Origin of the sequence: Thomasclavelia ramosa DSM 1402, from assembly GCF_014131695.1 — a bacterium.
Taxonomy (GTDB): Bacteria; Bacillota_I; Bacilli_A; order Erysipelotrichales; family Coprobacillaceae; genus Thomasclavelia; species Thomasclavelia ramosa.
This window is the reverse complement of the sequence record NZ_CP036346.1, coordinates 1,703,712-1,718,801: the sequence shown is the minus strand read 5'-3', so window position 1 is coordinate 1,718,801 and position 15,090 is coordinate 1,703,712. Positions and strand designations below refer to the sequence as shown.

Here is a 15,090-nt window from a genome sequence, read left to right as displayed (position 1 = left end):
GTACATGTAAAATATTATTAATTTATTGGTATTTGTATAGTTTCATTGATACAATATACTGTATAGGATATAAATCTTTATGAGGGATAAAGTAGAGTAATTAATGGAAAATAGGTTTTAAAATATTATTTGATGCAAAAAGCACTTTATTATAATTAAATACCAACAATATAGTTAAGGGATATTATTTAAATATAAAATTGTATATATTTTTGAAAAATCATTGTAATTACTGTTTAGTACTTTCTTTTAATAACTTTGCGTCCTCGAGATTTTAGAGGAGGATTAAAATTTCAATGATGGATAATAAAACTCGACAAATATTAAATGATACAGATAGTGAAATTATAAAAGCAAGCAACGCTATTGATAAAGCTCTACTATCTTTTAATAAAAGTAATAGAGGTGAAGTAGCAATACGAATATTATCTATAGTTCGAAATCTCAATGACAATATTGCTTTAAAACTTTGGTTAGATTTACACCCTAATGAGATGAAAAGTGTTAAAAATGTTGCTAAAGAATTTGCAAGTGAGAAAAATTATAAATTTATAAGTATATTTCATAAATACCTTAGTAAATCTGTTTCACATTTTACACCTACAGAAGATGGTGCAGATAGATTAATATTAAAATATTATCAGTATATTTTAGAACTAAAAAAGTTAATGAAAGTTAGATTTGGAATGGAAATTGTTCAAAATATCGATTTGTTTTTGCCTGATTTAGATGTTCAAACAAAGGAATATTATGAAAAAGTTGCTGAAAAAATAAATATGGTTACTATTAGTACTCAAAATTTTGATAATTATTATATTCGAGCTGTTAAACCTTTTTTTATCAACCAAAATACTTATTTTGAAGTTACACTAGAACCTGGAACAGATAAGCAAAATAAATTTAATAGAATTACGGCTTTTACTAAATATGACATATTTAAAAATTATTGTGTAGCTTTAGAATTTTTTGATACTACCATATCAATGTTTGGAGTTGAGTTTCCCATTAGATTAATAACTGATTGGCATGTGTCTATAAGACCTTGTGAGATAAATAACTATGCTAAAATTTTAAAAATAAGTACTAATATTCAAAGAGGAAGCAAAGATTATAAACTACTAATGAATTATATAAAGGATAAGAGAGCTACATTAGTTGATGTTATTGATCTACCATATAAAGAGTTTAATAATTTTATGAGTGATTTAGATAATACTACTAAATCAAAACAATCTTCAATAGCAATATTATTGAGAAAGTCAAGAAATATATCAAATAATAATTTAAATGGGAAAAATATAATAAGGTATATACTAATTAGTATGAACAATTCTTTTATCCATGATCAATGGCCAACTAGCAAAGAAAATGAATTTTCTGATTTGTTTTTATCAGCAAAATGTTATCCTTTTGAAAAAAAACCATATTCTTTTAATCCTAAAAGACATATCTCTAATCTTTCAGACCTATATCATTGTATTAATGTAAAAAATTATCATGAAGATTTACTTGCGAGATTAGTTCATATAAAGTCTTTTACAGAGAATAAGATTTTTATACCAATCGGAGATTTTAGTTTTTTTGGAAACACGAATGAGATTAAAGGTTTGATAAAGATATATAATGATTCTTTATATTCTGGCTTTCGACCAGCTAGTGAAATTGGAATCTATAAAAAGTATTTATATAAGGTAGGTGAATTAAATGCTATAAAAGAAATTATAGCAAAATTAACAATACTTTCAGAAAGTACGACACTATTAAATGAACTATTTTCTAGTGATAAAATTAATAGTTTAAAGACTAGTACAGAAATTGTTGAATTAGATGATATAAAAAAAGAAGAAATATTAAAAAATATGTTTTTATCAACAAAAGTTAGATTGATTTATGGTGCTGCTGGAACAGGTAAAACTACTCTTATTAATTATGTTTCTTTTTTAATGAAAGATAAGCAGAAACTATTTATTGCAAAAACTAATCCGGCAGTAAATAATTTAAGAAGAAAAATAAATGATGATGGTAATTCAGATTATATGACAATTGATAAATTCATAAACCAGCCCTCATATAGTTTACTAGAATACGATTTAATTGTAGTCGATGAGTGTAGTACAGTAAAAAATGAAGATATGATTAAAATTTTAGATAAAACCAATAATGCTATACTAATATTAGTAGGTGATATCTATCAAATTGAATCAATTGGTTTAGGAAACTGGTTTAATCTTTGTAAGTATGTATTTGATGATAATGTAATAAGTGAACTGACAGAGCCATTTAGAAGTGAGAACAAAAATTTAATAGACCTTTGGAAAGAAACAAGAGAAATAAAAAATAATAATTTAATTTTAGAACAAATTGTTAAAAATGATTATTCGCATAAAATTGATGAAGAAATTTTTATTAGTAAATCAGATGATGAGATTATTCTTTGTTTAAATTATAACGGGCTTTATGGTTTAAATAATATCAATAAATTACTTCAACTAGACAATCCAAACAATGCAGTTAAAATTGGTATATATGAGTTTAAAATAAATGACCCTATATTATTTAATGATTCAGGAAGATTTGAATTACTTTATAATAATTTAAAAGGCAGAATTGAGGATATAAATGACTTGGAAGATAGAGTATATTTTGCTATAAGTGTAGATATAGTATTATCGGAATCATTAATAGATATTGCTGACGGCTTATATCTAATAAAAAAAGATAAGAAATCTACTGTTATTGGATTTTACGTTAGTAGAAGTAAGCCGTTTGATAGCGATAATGAAAATACCGATGATGAATCTATTTTACCATTTCAAATTGCATATGCTGTTTCAATACATAAGTCACAAGGTTTAGAATATGAATCAGTAAAGATTGTAATAGCTGATGACAGTGAAGAAAAGATTACTCATAATATATTTTATACAGCTATAACAAGGGCAAAGAAATATCTAAATATATATTGGTAATCTGAAGTGTGTAATAGAGTTTTATCTCGTATGGAACCAGTAAGTGCTTCTAGGGATTACTATTTGTTTATGGCAATGAATAACAAATAATAAATATGATTTATTCATTGTTGTAACTTTTTTATGTCATTGCACATAAAAGATTGTAGACACCTAAAATACTTTTTAATCTTTGAAATTTAAACACCTATTTTGTATGAAAATTTGGTTAAGTGATAATAGATTAAATTAAGGAAATAGTGTTCGTAAGGCATATGTCATGGGAGAGTATCTTGCTATTAAGTCGAATTTTCTACATATCAACAAATGAAATAAAACTGTAAATTAAAATGATTTAAAGGGTTTAAATATGCTATAATAAAAAAACATTAATACACTAAATATAAAGTGAAATAGCACATAACAAATTGATTTTAAAGCTATCAATGTATTAATTATATTAAACGGAGGAATTGAAATGTCAAGTGCAGCACAAAGAGCAGAATTACAATCACAGATATGGAAAATAGCAAATGAAGTCAGAGGGTCAGTTGACGGATGGGACTTTAAACAATATGTATTAGGAACCCTTTTTTACCGTTTTATTAGTGAGAACTTTTCAAATTATATTGAAGGAGGGGACGATAGTATTAACTATGCAGAATTAGATGATAGTATTATTACAAAAGAAATAAAAGAAGATGCAATTAAGACAAAAGGATATTTTATATATCCCAGCCAATTATTTTGCAACATTGCAAAAAATGCAAACACAAATGATAGTTTGAATACAGATTTAGCAAAGATATTTTCAGCAATTGAAAGTTCTGCAAGTGGATATCCTTCTGAATCAGATATCAAAGGTTTATTCGCTGATTTTGATACAACAAGTAATAGGCTAGGAAATACAGTTAAAGATAAAAATAGTCGTTTAGCAGCTGTAATTAAGGGAGTTGAAGGGCTTAGTTTTGGTAAATTCGAAGAAAATCAAATAGACTTATTTGGGGATGCTTATGAATTTTTAATCTCTAACTATGCTGCTAATGCTGGAAAGTCTGGAGGAGAGTTTTTTACACCACAAAGTGTATCTAAACTTATAGCAAAACTTGCAATGCATGGTCAATCTACAATTAATAAAATTTACGATCCAGCAGCAGGTTCGGGTTCTTTATTATTACAAGCAAAGAAACAGTTTGATGAGCATATTATTGAAGATGGTTTCTTTGGACAAGAAATTAATCATACAACCTATAATCTTGCTCGTATGAATATGTTTTTGCATAATGTTAACTATGATAAATTTAATATAGCACTAGGTAATACCCTATTAAATCCACAATTTGGAGATGAGAAACCATTTGATGCAATCGTATCAAACCCTCCTTATTCAATACCATGGATTGGTAACAGTGATCCAACTCTTATTAATGATGTACGTTTTGCACCAGCAGGGGTACTTGCACCAAAATCTAAAGCTGATTTTGCTTTTGTGCTTCATGCATTAAGTTATCTTTCAAGTAGAGGGCGAGCAGCAATTGTATGTTTTCCGGGTATCTTCTATCGTGGTGGAGCAGAGCAAAAAATTAGAAAGTATTTAGTTGATAATAACTTTGTAGAAGCTGTTATTTCACTTGCACCTAATCTATTTTTTGGAACATCAATTGCAGTTAATATATTAGTGCTTTCAAAACACAAAACGGAAACTAAAACTCAGTTTATAGATGCAAGTGGTGAAGATTATTTCAAAAAAGAAACAAACAATAATATTTTAACAGAAGAACATATCAATGCTATTTTAGAGCTGTTTGCTAATAAAAAAGATATCGATCATGTTTCAAAATCTGTAGATAATAGTGAGATATCATTAGAAAATTATAATCTTTCGGTAAGTACTTATGTTGAGGCTAAGGATACAAGAGAAGTTATCGATATAGTTGAATTAAATGCTAAAATTAAAAAAACAGTGGCTAACATAGATAGACTTCGTACTGAGATTGATGAGATAATTGCAGAAATCGAGGTGCAATAAATGAGTAAACTAAATGAGCTAATAAATGAATTATGTCCTGATGGAGTAGTCTTGAAACCTTTGTTTAAACTTGTAACAATTAATACACCATCAATTAAAATATTATCTAAAAATATTTTAATTACAGGTGATTATCCTGTAATAAATCAAGGTAGCGATTACATAAGTGGTTATACAAATGATAAAACTGCATTATTTCCTAAAAATGAATATATAATTTTTGGAGATCATACAGAGATAATAAAATATGTCGATTTTCCATTTGCACAAGGCGCAGATGGAATAAAAATATTGACAAGTAAAAATATTAATTGCAAATACTTGTACTATTGCTTTGTTAATTTTTATAAGACAACTGGAAAATATACTCGTCACTGGAGTGCTGCTAAAAATACATTAATTCCTTTCCCACCTTTACCAGTACAAGAGGAAATTGTGCGTATTTTGGATAATTTCACAGAGCTTACAGCAGAGCTTACAGCAGAGCTTACAGCAGAGCTTACAGCAAGAAAAAAACAGTATGAGTATTATAGGGATAGCTTACTTACCTTTGGTGATGATGTTGAAAGGAAACCGCTTAGGGAAATTGCTACAATTATCAGAGGTGGTAATTTTCAAAAGAAAGATTTTACAGAGAAGGGGATACCTTGTATTCATTATGGGCAAATATATACAAGATATGGTTTATCTGCTACTAAAACTATAACCTTTATAGATGGAGATGTTGCAAAAAAATCTAAATTTGCGAATACAAATGATATTATAATGGCTGTTACAAGTGAAAATATAGAAGATGTTTGTAAATGTGTTGTGTGGTTAGGTGAGGAAAAAGTTGCAATAAGTGGTCACACTGCAATAATCAAACACAATCAGAATGCAAAGTTTCTTGCATATTATTTTCATACTGCTATGTTTTTTAAAGATAAGAAAAAACTAGCTCATGGTACAAAAGTTATAGAGGTCACACCAAGTAAATTAGGTGATATTATAGTACCGCTTCCATCTTTATCTGAGCAACAACGTATTGTTGACATTCTTGATCGTTTTGACACACTTTGTAACGATATTTCTAAAGGACTTCCTGCTGAAATAGCGGAGAGACAAAAACAATACGAATATTATAGGAATAAACTTTTAACGTTTAAGAATATAAATGCTGAGGTATAGATATGGGGAAGACTTTAAAAGAAATCGCACAGGAATTAAAAGATAATAACAAAAAAGTGCAGTTAATTTATGCATTTAATGGAAACGGAAAGACAAGGCTCTCAAGAGAATTTAAAGCACTTGTTTCTCCTAAAATTGAAATAGATCAAGAGGAAACTGAAGATGCAGGTTTGGAAAACAAAAAAATCCTTTATTACAATGCTTTTACAGAAGATTTATTCTATTGGGATAATGATTTGAAAGAAGATGCTAAACCAAAACTTAAAATACATCCCAATGTTTTTACAAAATGGATTTTTGAAGATCAAGGACAAGATCAAAATGTTGTTAAATTTTTTCAACACTATACAGATGATAAATTAAATCCAAGTTTTAATTCTCAGTATACTACTAAGAATAACGATGAAAGAGAAATAACCGTAAATGCTTTTACAGAAGTAATATTTTCATATAAACGTGGAAATAATTCAATTGCAAACAATATTAAGGTTTCTAAAGGTGAAGAAAGTTGTTTTATATGGAGTGTTTTTTATGCATTGCTTGAACAAGTCGTTAGCGTATTAAATGTAGTAGAGGAAAGTGATAGAGAAACAAATCAATTTGACAACTTAAATTATATTTTTATTGATGATCCAGTAACCTCATTAGATGATAATCATTTGATTCAGATGGCAGTTGATTTAGCGGAAGTAATTAGGAAAAGTGAATCTGAGTTAAAATTTATTATTACCACACATAACCCTATATTTTATAATGTATTATATAATGAAATAAATAAGAAAAAATGTTATATGCTAGAACGTTTAGAAGATGGGACTTTTGATCTTTCAGAAAAGAAAAGCGATTCCAATAAAAATTTTTCATATCATTTACATCTAAAAGCAATACTTGAAGAGGCAGTTGCAAATGATAATATAGAAAAATTTCATTTTACTTTATTAAGAAACCTTTATGAAAAAACTGCTAGTTTCTTAGGATTTCCAAGATGGTCAGAACTCTTACCAGAAAACAAAGAGGCTTATTATAATCGAATCATCCAGTTCACTAGTCATTCCACGCTAGCAAATGAAATTGTAGCTGAGCCTACGCCACAAGAGAAACAAACAGTAAAATTATTACTTGAACACTTAATAAATAATTATGGCTTTTGGAAGGAGGAATAAAATGTTTGAATATAAACCTATTGTAGAATCAAAAAACTTTATTGTCCTCGACAAGTATGAAAAGTATTCACTTATACGAGAAGAAGCTTCCATTTATCAAACAGAAGCTTCTCTTGAAAAAGAGTTTATTCAAGATTTAGTAAATCAAGGATATGAATATTTACCAGAGTTAACAACCCCTGAAGCAATGCTTAAAAATGTGCGTGAACAATTACAAATACTTAATAATGTGGTATTTAGTGATGAAGAATGGGTAAGATTCTGTAAAGAATATTTAGATAAATCAAGTGATAGCCATATAGATAAAACTCGCAAAATTCACAATAACTATATTTATGATTTTGTATTTGACGATGGTCATATAAAAAATATTTATCTTGTAAATAAAGATGATATAACCAAAAATAGAATGCAGGTTATTTCACAATTTGAAATAACAGGAGCCCAAGCAAATCGTTATGATGTTACTATTTTGGTAAACGGTCTTCCTTTGATACAGGTGGAACTTAAGAAACGTGGAGTTGCTATTAGAGAAGCATTTAATCAAGTAAATAGATATAGTAAAGAAAGTTATAACTCAGAGCATTCTCTATTCAAGTATTTACAAATTTGTGTTATTTCTAATGGAACAGATACTCGATATTTTGCAAATACGACAAAAAGAGATAAAAATAGCTTTGATTTTACAATGAATTGGGCAAAAGCTGATAATACTTTAATAAAAGACCTTAAAGATTTTACTGCTACTTTTTTTCAAAAAAATACAATATTAAGAATTTTATTACAATATTCTGTTTTTGATTCAAGTAATAACTTATTAGTCATGAGACCTTATCAAATAGCAGCTACTGAACGAATTATATGGAAAATTAAAAGTGCGCATGAGTTAAAAAAATGGAGTACTACAGAAAGCGGTGGCTATATTTGGCACACAACAGGATCAGGAAAAACCTTAACTAGTTTTAAGGCTGCTCGTTTAGCAACAGAACTTGATTTTATAGACAAGGTGTTTTTTGTGGTGGATAGAAAAGATTTAGATTATCAGACAATGAAAGAATATCAAAAGTTTTCGCCTGATAGTGTAAATGGCTCTGAAAGTACTGCTGGACTTAAACGAAATATTGAAAAAGAGGATAATAAAATCATTGTAACTACAATTCAAAAATTAAATAATCTTATAAAAAGTGACGTGAATTTAGCAATTTACAATAAGGAAGTGGTTTTTATTTTTGATGAAGCTCACCGTTCTCAATTTGGTGAGGCCCAAAAAAACATAAAGAAGAAGTTTAAGAAATATTATCAATTTGGATTCACTGGTACACCGATATTTCCTGAAAATGCATTAGGTGCAGAGACTACTGCTTCTGTATTTGGGAGTGAACTACATTCTTATGTTATTACAGATGCTATTAGAGATGAAAAAGTTCTTAAATTTAAAGTAGATTACAACGATGTTCGTCCTAAATTTAAATCTATCGAAATGGAGCAAGATGAGAAAAAATTATCTGCTGCAGAAACTAAAGAAGCATTATTACATCCTGAAAGAATTAGAGAGATTTCTCAATATATTTTAAATAATTTTAGAATTAAGACACATCGTGGACATATTGGTGCAAAAGGATTTAATGCAATGTTTGCTGTAAGTAGTATTGATGCAGCAAAATTGTACTATGAAACACTCAACGATTTACAAAAAAACAGTGAAAAACCTTTAAAAATTGCTACTATATTTTCATATGCAGCAAACGAAGAACAAAATGCAATAGGAGAAATTGCTGATGAAAACTTTGAACCTACTGCTATGGATAGTAGTGCAAAAGAATTTTTAACGTTAGCTATCAAAAATTACAATAAGATGTTTAAAACTAATTTTAGTGTAGAAAGCAAAGAGTTTCAAAATTATTATCGAGACCTTGCTAACCGTGTGAAGAATCAAGAAATTGATCTTTTAATTGTAGTTGGTATGTTTTTAACAGGATTTGATGCCCCAACACTAAATACATTATTTGTCGATAAAAATCTTCGTTACCATGGGTTAATACAGGCATTCTCAAGAACAAATCGTATTTATGATTCTACAAAAACATTTGGAAATATTGTTACTTTTAGAGATTTAGAACAGGCTACAATTGCTGCAATCAAATGCTTTGGTGATGATAACACAAAGAATATAATACTTGAAAATAATTATAAAGAATACATGGAAGGATTCACAGATATATCTACAGGAGAAGCACGACGTGGTTATGTTGATGTAGTTAATGAATTAAATACTCGTTTCCCAAATGTTGATAAAATAGTTACAGAAAGTGATAAAAAAGAATTTACAAAATTGTTTAGTGAATATTTAAGAATTGAAAATATTCTTCAAAACTTTGATGAATTTACAAATCTAAGAGCATTACAAAAGATTGATGTAAATGATGAAAAAGCTATAGAAGAATTTAAAACAACTCATTATATAAGTGATGAGGATATTGCTGCTATGCAACAAATAGTTGTTCCTGATGAGAGAGTGATTCAAGATTATCGTTCTACATATAATGATATTCGCGAATGGCTTCATCGAGAAAGGGCAGGAAATGATAAAGAAAAGTCTTCTGTTAATTGGGATGACGTAATTTTTGAAATAGATTTATTAAAGTCACAAGAAATAAATTTGGATTATATTCTTGAATTAATTTATGAGAAGAATAAAGATGTAAAAGACAAAGATACATTAGTTGATGAAATACGTCGTATTATTCGTTCTAGTATAGAAAATCGTGCTAAAGAAAGTTTGATAGTGGATTTTATAAATCAAACAGATTTAAATAAAATACAGGATAAAGTAAGTATTCTTGCTGACTTCTATGAGTTTGCTCAACAGGAGCAAAAAAGAGAAGCAGAGGAATTAATCAACGAGGAAGGACTTAATGTAGATGCTGCAAAGAGATATATTCTAGTTTCATTGAAAAGAGAATATGCGAGTGAAAATGGTATAGATTTAAATGAAATATTACCTAAAATGAGCCCACTTAATCCAGGGTATTTAACAAAAAAGCAAACAGTATTTCAGAAAATATCTGCTTTTGTAGAGAAATTTAAACATATTGGAGATAAATTATAATTTGATAGAGAATATTTTTCATTTAAATATTGTTTAACATGTGCTGTATTTTTAAGGATTTGTAATGAACTAAAATGGTTAAGTCTGTATACTAAAAAAGACAATGTCTAAAATAGTACCTGTAGAAAGGATAAGCACGCTAACAGTGTTGGCACCTGATATAGGTGCTTTTTATAGGAGGTTTTTACTTACTATAGGTAGAAAATTACAATATTCAAAAGAAATAAAAATATGTACTGTAAAACGTTATTTGTCAGATTTTTATTTGAATAACATAGATGATTCCAAAAGCTATTTTGAAAATTGAAAAAATGAAGATATTTACTTGACAGGATGGTTGCGAAGATATTTTTCAAAAGTCAGAAGTAAATTTGAAATTGGTGAATTAGATAATAGTTTAAGAAGAAAAGAATTTTTTATAAAAGAAAATTTTCAAGAATAAATAGATGTAAATAAAAAGCTAAGTTCTTTGGTTACAAAGAATATTGGCTTTTTTAATACACTATATTATTTTGTTCTTACTATTTATAAAAAAGTTATTTCATATTTACAAAAATATATTATAATGTAAAAGCATTAAAAATGTAAATATATAGGGGAAGAAGGTTTGATATGATTAAATTTTTTAAAGTAAACATGGAACCTAAAAAAAGGTTGAGAATGATAGAAGTAATATTTTCAATAGGATTATGTATTGCTTCAATTATATCAATTGGATATGGCTTGTTTGATATTAATGCTAATATTGAAGATATACAGTTTAAACAAAGTATCCAGATGACAAGAGATACTGACTTAGAAGACTACAGTGAAGATAACACGATTTGTGATGTTACCTATATAAATGGTGACAAGCAGCTAATTGTATCTTATTCATATGAAGACTATGTTAAATTAGATGATAAGATAATTACAGCATATGAATACGAAACAAAAAATGGGACAAAATTATATTTTGATCACCAAAATATAAACGATCAAGAAGTACAGTATGCCTACAAACAAGTAAGAGCTAATGAATTAGCCTCATTATTTAACTTTGGGATTGCTTCTTTAATCTTGATGTTATCCATTTTAATTATGATGTTATTTGCAAAACAATTTACAACCTATGAAAAATCATGGTTTATTTCGATCATGGTTCTAGCAACGATTTTTTCCGTAGTTTTCCCAGAAGAAAGTGCTAATGGGGTAAATGGAATTATCATTATGCTGCTTTATTTATTGGATACATTCTTAAATATTCTTTGTGAATTATTGATTTCTAAACAATCACGATATAATTTTCTTGTTTCGGTATTAGTTGAAATTGTTGAAATTGCTATATGTGTAGTATTAATGTATCGATTTGCTACAATGGCAACAACATTATTTTTCTGGCTGCCAATTGATATTATTAGTTACATAAATTGGTCAAAACATAAAGATGATGAAGAAAATGAATTAACAGTAGTAAGAAAACTAAGAGGATACCAGGAAGTTTTAGTTATCATCGGAATCATTGTTTGGACGTTTGTAATTGGATATCTTATTAGTGGTTTAAATATTGCCACGGATTTCTACAACAATGAATTATTAGAAACATTCATTATCTATATTGATGCTTGTGCCTCAGCAGTAGGGATTGCAAATGGTTTATTTATTTTCTTTAGGTTGCAAGAGCAGTGGATTGCATGGTATATTTGTGCATTTCTTGAAGCCGTTATAAATATTATTTCGGGACAATATGTTTTATTAGTTCTAAAATTAGGCTATTTTACTAATACAACATATGGCTATATCAAGTGGAGCAGATATATTAAGGAACATACAACAGAGAAACAAGCACAAATATCATAATGTGTCTTGAGGAATGATGTTAAAATTGATAGAATAAAGTATATATTAATATGAGCAAGATTAGGAGTGAAAATATGGCTATATTAGCAGGTGATTTTAAAACAGGATTAACTTTGATTGTTGATGGTGATCCTTGTCAAGTTATGGATTTTCAACATGTAAAACCAGGTAAAGGAGCGGCCATCTTAAAAACAAAGATGAGAAACTTAAAAACTGGATCGATTCAAGAAAGAAACTTTAATGCTTCGACTAAGTTTGAAGCAGCAAATATTTCAAGAAAAGATGCGCAATATTCATATGAAGCAGATGCTACTTTTTATTTTATGGATCTAGAAACATATGAAACATATGAATTGGCAGAGGATCAAGTAGGGGACAATAAATATTATATTATTGAAGGTTCAACTGTTTCATTAATGTTCTTTGACGGGTTATTGTTATCAGTATCTGTTCCTGAAAAAGTAGAATTAACAGTGGTTGAAACGGATCCAGCCATCAAGGGTGCACCATCTAACCAGACAAAAGATGCCGTTACTGATACAGGGTTAACATTACGGGTTCCTCAGTTCATTGATACTGGAGAAAAAATCGTTGTGTTTACAACTGATGGAAAGTATGCTGGAAGAGCTTAATAAGCTCTTTTTTAAAATTATGAATAAAATTGTATTGATTACTGGGGGGGCTAAAGGAATTGGCAAAGCAATTGCTTTAGAATTGGCAAAACAAAGATATGATATTGTAATTAATTATTTAACATCCAAAAAAGAAGCTGAGGCATTAAAAAATATGATTATTGATAATTATGGAGTACGTTGTTTGGCTATTGCAGGAGATGTTTCTAAGGAAGATAAAGTAGATGAAATGGTATCTTTGATTGAGTCAAAACTTGGTGGCGTTGATATTTTGATCAATAATGCAGCCGTAGATTTATCAAATTTATTTCATTTAAAAAATGCTGAAGAATTTAGAAAAACATTAGATGTAAATGTAGTAGGAGCATTTAATTGCAGTAAACGTGTTTATCGCCATATGATCGATCAAGAATATGGAAAAATCATTAATATCGCTTCGACCAATGGTATTAATACCTATTATCCGATGTGTATTGATTATGATGCATCTAAAGCTGCATTGATTTCTATGACACATAATCTTGCCTTTGAATTTGCACCCTTTGTTAATGTAAACTGCATTGCTCCAGGTTTCATTGGTACGGAAAATGAACTGAATGGTTATGATGAGCAATTTTTAAAAGAAGAAGTTGAAAAAATCATGGTCAATCGCTATGGTGATCCTCAAGAAGTAGCTTATTTAGTAAAGTTTTTAGTAAGCAAAGAAGCTGATTTTATTAATAATACCGTAATTCGAATTGATGGTGGACAAAAAGGAAGTTGCTAATTCAACTTCCTTTTCATATTTGATAATGCTAATAAAATAGATAATTTTCCATACTCAAAAGTTAAACCGCCTTGCAGATATAAGGTATATGGTTCAATAACTGGGGCATCAGCACTTAATTCAATCGTACTGCCTTGAGTAAAGCTGCCGGCAGCCATAACTTCATCAAAAGGATACCCTGGCATTGGAGCTGGTAAAACATGGACAAATGAATCAATCGGACTAGTTTGTTGAATGCCTTGAGTAAAGCTTACTAAATTCTCCTTAGATTTAAGTTCTAATGTTTGAATAATGTCAGTCCGTGGTTCATCATAGCGAGGAGATACGTTTGAATATTCTAGTTTTTCCAACATATAAGCTGTAAATATAGCAGTTTTTAATGCGTTTTTTACAGCATTGGGTGCCATAAAAATTCCTTTAAAAAAAGCATTGTTTAAATTGAAATTAGCCCCTAAATCTTTTCCAATTCCTGGAGCTGTTAATCTTTCCGCTACCATATAAACTAAATTTTGATTACCGGCTACATATCCTCCAGTTGGAGCAATCCCGCCACCAAGATTCTTCATTAAAGATCCGACAACAATATCAGCACCAACATGCCCAGGTTCTTTGGTTTCTACCAACTCGCCATAACAATTATCTACCATAATAATTACTTCATCATTTACTTCACGAATCTTTTTAATGATCCGTTCAATCTTTGCTATCGATAATGACTTACGATGCGAATAACCCCTAGATCTTTGAATTTCAACTAATTTAATATTCTTTTCTTTTAAGCGTTCAATAATCATTTGATCATCAAAATCGTCATTAATTAATTCAATTTGTTCATACTTCACTCCGGCAGCTTTTAGCGACTGACTTGAATCTCCGCTTATCCCAATCATTTCCTGAAGCGAATCGTAAGGAGCACCAGACAATGAAATCATTGTATCACCATGTTTCAATAAGGCTGAAAGAGTTATGTATAAGGCATTTGTTCCGCTCATAATTTGAGGCCGTACTAATGCATCCTCACAACCAAGAACCGTTGCAAAAATCTTTTCAATCTTATTTCTTCCCTCATCATAGTTTCCATAACCGTTGATATCACTAAAATCTGAGTAAGAGACTTTGTTTTCAATAAAAGCAGATAAGATTCGATTAGAATTTGTTAGACAAATAGAGTCGATCTTTTCGTAGATATCATGTAAAACTGTATCAGATTCTTTAGCTAAAGTAAGTAGATCCGGATTTATTTGATCAAGTATCATAAAAAACCTCCTATAAATAATACATTGTTTATTATACACATTTCTTGATTAATTGCATTGATATCTATTGAAGAAATATTAATAAATTGAGAAAATAAAAAAACAACAAGTATAAAGCAGTAACTAAGGATTAAAATGTGTGATATTAAAGCATTTTCTTATTGAATTATTCTTGATTTCA

9 protein-coding genes are annotated in these 15,090 nt (G+C 28.8%); 8 read left to right on the top strand and 1 reads right to left on the bottom strand.

The window, feature by feature from the left end:
• The first annotated feature begins 296 nt into the window (after positions 1-296).
• The 8 genes from EYR00_RS08160 to EYR00_RS08125 all read left to right on the top strand — a co-directional run bounded on the left by EYR00_RS08160 (position 297) and on the right by EYR00_RS08125 (position 13,653).
• Positions 297-2,969, top strand: coding sequence for an ATP-dependent DNA helicase (locus tag EYR00_RS08160; RefSeq protein WP_003537664.1), 2,673 nt, complete (start codon positions 297-299; stop codon positions 2,967-2,969).
• 457 nt (positions 2,970-3,426) lie between these two features.
• Entirely contained in the window at positions 3,427-4,977 is a 1,551-nt protein-coding gene (locus EYR00_RS08155; protein ID WP_003537665.1) for a type I restriction-modification system subunit M, read from the top strand.
• Positions 4,978-6,144 (top strand): restriction endonuclease subunit S, encoded by a 1,167-nt coding sequence (locus tag EYR00_RS08150; RefSeq protein ID WP_003537666.1) that lies wholly within the window; start codon positions 4,978-4,980, stop codon positions 6,142-6,144.
• A 2-nt stretch (positions 6,145-6,146) separates the two neighbouring features.
• The gene (locus EYR00_RS08145) at positions 6,147-7,307 is read left to right on the top strand and encodes an ATP-binding protein (protein WP_003537667.1); all 1,161 of its coding nucleotides are present in this window, start codon (positions 6,147-6,149) and stop codon (positions 7,305-7,307) included.
• Position 7,308: 1 nt separating this feature from the next.
• On the top strand, positions 7,309-10,416 hold the full coding sequence (locus EYR00_RS08140; protein WP_040434304.1) for a type I restriction endonuclease subunit R: 3,108 nt from the start codon (positions 7,309-7,311) through the stop codon (positions 10,414-10,416).
• Between the two features lie 612 nt (positions 10,417-11,028).
• A complete protein-coding gene (gene pnuC, locus EYR00_RS08135; RefSeq protein ID WP_003537673.1) occupies positions 11,029-12,255 on the top strand; it encodes a nicotinamide riboside transporter PnuC in 1,227 nt (408 codons plus the stop codon).
• A gap of 74 nt (positions 12,256-12,329) precedes the next feature.
• Positions 12,330-12,887, top strand: coding sequence for an elongation factor P (gene efp / locus EYR00_RS08130; RefSeq protein ID WP_040434306.1), 558 nt, complete (start codon positions 12,330-12,332; stop codon positions 12,885-12,887).
• Positions 12,888-12,906: 19 nt separating this feature from the next.
• Positions 12,907-13,653, top strand: coding sequence for an SDR family NAD(P)-dependent oxidoreductase (locus EYR00_RS08125; protein WP_040434323.1), 747 nt, complete (start codon positions 12,907-12,909; stop codon positions 13,651-13,653).
• On the opposite strand, the gene EYR00_RS08120 is transcribed toward EYR00_RS08125, so the two are convergent.
• Complete coding sequence (locus EYR00_RS08120; RefSeq protein WP_003537677.1) at positions 13,650-14,909, bottom strand: methionine gamma-lyase family protein; 1,260 nt, start codon at positions 14,907-14,909, stop codon at positions 13,650-13,652. The genes EYR00_RS08125 and EYR00_RS08120 overlap by 4 nt on opposite strands.
• Positions 14,910-15,090: the final 181 nt, after the last annotated feature.

What these genes read in the sequence shown, in the direction of transcription:
- EYR00_RS08160 (WP_003537664.1), top strand. Translation starts at nt 297, where the DNA reads ATGATGGATAATAAAACTCGACAAATATTAAATGATACAGATAGTGAA.
- EYR00_RS08155 (WP_003537665.1), top strand. Translation starts at nt 3,427, where the DNA reads ATGTCAAGTGCAGCACAAAGAGCAGAATTACAATCACAGATATGGAAA.
- EYR00_RS08150 (WP_003537666.1), top strand. Translation starts at nt 4,978, where the DNA reads ATGAGTAAACTAAATGAGCTAATAAATGAATTATGTCCTGATGGAGTA.
- EYR00_RS08145 (WP_003537667.1), top strand. Translation starts at nt 6,147, where the DNA reads ATGGGGAAGACTTTAAAAGAAATCGCACAGGAATTAAAAGATAATAAC.
- EYR00_RS08140 (WP_040434304.1), top strand. Translation starts at nt 7,309, where the DNA reads ATGTTTGAATATAAACCTATTGTAGAATCAAAAAACTTTATTGTCCTC.
- pnuC (WP_003537673.1), top strand. Translation starts at nt 11,029, where the DNA reads ATGATTAAATTTTTTAAAGTAAACATGGAACCTAAAAAAAGGTTGAGA.
- efp (WP_040434306.1), top strand. Translation starts at nt 12,330, where the DNA reads ATGGCTATATTAGCAGGTGATTTTAAAACAGGATTAACTTTGATTGTT.
- EYR00_RS08125 (WP_040434323.1), top strand. Translation starts at nt 12,907, where the DNA reads ATGAATAAAATTGTATTGATTACTGGGGGGGCTAAAGGAATTGGCAAA.
- EYR00_RS08120 (WP_003537677.1), bottom strand. Translation starts at nt 14,909, where the DNA reads ATGATACTTGATCAAATAAATCCGGATCTACTTACTTTAGCTAAAGAA.